This is a genomic window from Streptococcus acidominimus, from assembly GCF_001921825.1.
In the GTDB taxonomy this organism is placed as follows: Bacteria; Bacillota; Bacilli; order Lactobacillales; family Streptococcaceae; genus Streptococcus; species Streptococcus acidominimus.
Map to the genome: position 1 here is coordinate 1 of NZ_MSJL01000101.1, position 1,661 is coordinate 1,661.

The 1,661-nt window shown below is 35.0% G+C and carries 3 protein-coding genes and 2 pseudogenes; 1 reads left to right on the forward strand and 4 read right to left on the reverse strand.

Features of this window, described 5'->3' with window-relative positions; all coding sequences use genetic code 11:
• From BU200_RS10450 to BU200_RS10460, 4 genes and pseudogenes are all read right to left on the reverse strand, one after another.
• Positions 1–287: pseudogene (locus BU200_RS10450) on the reverse strand (SA1320 family protein); the annotation flags it as partial.
• Between the two features lie 2 nt (positions 288–289).
• The gene (locus BU200_RS10455; RefSeq protein WP_075100050.1) at positions 290–688 is read right to left on the reverse strand and encodes a DUF1310 family protein; all 399 of its coding nucleotides are present in this window, start codon (positions 686–688) and stop codon (positions 290–292) included.
• Positions 689–876: 188 nt separating this feature from the next.
• Positions 877–1,050 (reverse strand): hypothetical protein, encoded by a 174-nt coding sequence (locus BU200_RS11195; RefSeq protein ID WP_158015176.1) that lies wholly within the window; start codon positions 1,048–1,050, stop codon positions 877–879.
• A gap of 3 nt (positions 1,051–1,053) precedes the next feature.
• Complete coding sequence (locus tag BU200_RS10460; protein WP_075100051.1) at positions 1,054–1,407, reverse strand: DUF1310 family protein; 354 nt, start codon at positions 1,405–1,407, stop codon at positions 1,054–1,056.
• A 79-nt stretch (positions 1,408–1,486) separates the two neighbouring features.
• On the opposite strand from BU200_RS10460, the pseudogene BU200_RS11050 reads away from it, so the two are divergent.
• Positions 1,487–1,661 (forward strand): annotated as a pseudogene (locus BU200_RS11050) (IS5/IS1182 family transposase); the annotation flags it as partial.

Sequence of the window (1,661 nt, forward strand, 5' to 3'; positions counted from 1 at the left end):
GTAACATCCCAAGGTTTTTCTAAAAACTCGTTGAAACCACTTGAACCACGATAGAGCATGGTGACATGTTTTACTTTATCATAATCAGCCTGACTAGGATTTTCTGGTAACTTCACATCTGTCACGATATAGGCTTGAAAACCGGAAGCTGTATCCTCAATTTCTGAAACATAACCGATAGTGGTTTTACCTCTATCGATAGTAAGTTCTTGACCTATCCTTATATTCTTTTCATATTCTTTCTGAGCAATTTGTTTATTTTGGTAATCTGTATAATTTGCATCCATTATCAACCCCTGCCATGTAGTATATCACTAAGTTTTTCAGAAATAATCGCACCACCCGGAAGAAATTGGTTCGAGTTCACGTCTTTGTTTAATGTATATGATATATACAATTCCTTATCATCATTCATAACAATAGAAACATCAATACCTCCCATTGGATTATGTCTTATAGATTCTAAATCTATTTTATATGACCGTATCTTTCCTTGTGCTGTCAATGCTTTAGAATCTAAATTTTTTAGAACCTCTTCAAATTCAGCTTTTGCTTCTTCACTTTCCACTACCTTAATCATTTCTTGTTGTAGTTGTTCCTGTTTATTCATCTGATTCAATACTCCTATTCCAATTATTACTGCTATACTAAAAATAAAACCGAGGAGCCATTTCTGCCAACTTTTCATCTATACTTCTCCTTTCTTTTACAACTATTATACACCATTTTCTGTGCAAAAACATTCACTAACAATAAAAAAACAATATTTTTTATGATACATTTGCTGTATCATCACCAAGGGCAACTGCCATTGCCTGCATGCCGTTAGATTGGCTATCAGAAACGCAGAGAACTTCATCATCTTGAGCAATTTCTTTACGCTTCTACCACGACATAGGCTTGAAAACCGGAAGCTGTATCCTCAATTTCTGAAACATAACCGATAGTGGTTTTACCTCTATCGATTGTTACTGGTTCACCCTCTCTTAAACTAAGATTATACTCCTCATTAGCAATTTGTTGTCTTTGATAATCCGTGTAACTACTCATAAATTAATCCTCATTTAACAACTTATCCAATGCAGATGAATATGTCACGCCACCAACTTGCACTTCCTCGGATTTATTATGCTTATCCAATGCAATAGTTACTGATAACCCTCGTTCTCCATTAATGATCAAAGTTACAAAAAGTCCTCCCATCGGACTATGTTTTACAGATTCCAAGTCTATTTTGTATGACTGTATCTTTCCTTGTGCTGTCAATGCTTTAGAATCTAAATTTTTTAAAACCTCCTCAAATTCAGCTTTTGCCTCCTCACTTTCCACGACCTTAATCATTTCTTGTTTTAATTGTTCCTGTTTGTTCATCTGTTCTAATACTCCTATTCCAATTATTACTGCTATACTAAAAGGGGACCTCTAAAAACTTCCTAAATTTCCCCAAAATGAGATAATAGAATAAAAAGTAATGAGGAGAGCTGTCATGCATTTATTCACAGACGATGAAAAAATCTTGTCAAAACTATCAGAGAAAGGCAATCCCTTAGAACGTTTGGATGCCGTTATGGATTGGAATATCTTTCTTCCTTTGTTGTCAGAGTTATTCAGTCGTAAAGATAAAGTCATCAGTCGTGGCGGTCGTCCTCACCTAGACTATC

Coding starts and splice junctions, on each gene's coding strand:
- BU200_RS11195 (WP_158015176.1), bottom strand. CDS start 1,050: ATGAGTAGTTACACGGATTATCAAAGACAACAAATTGCTAATGAGGAG.
- BU200_RS10455 (WP_075100050.1), bottom strand. CDS start 688: ATGAAAAGTTGGCAGAAATGGCTCCTCGGTTTTATTTTTAGTATAGCA.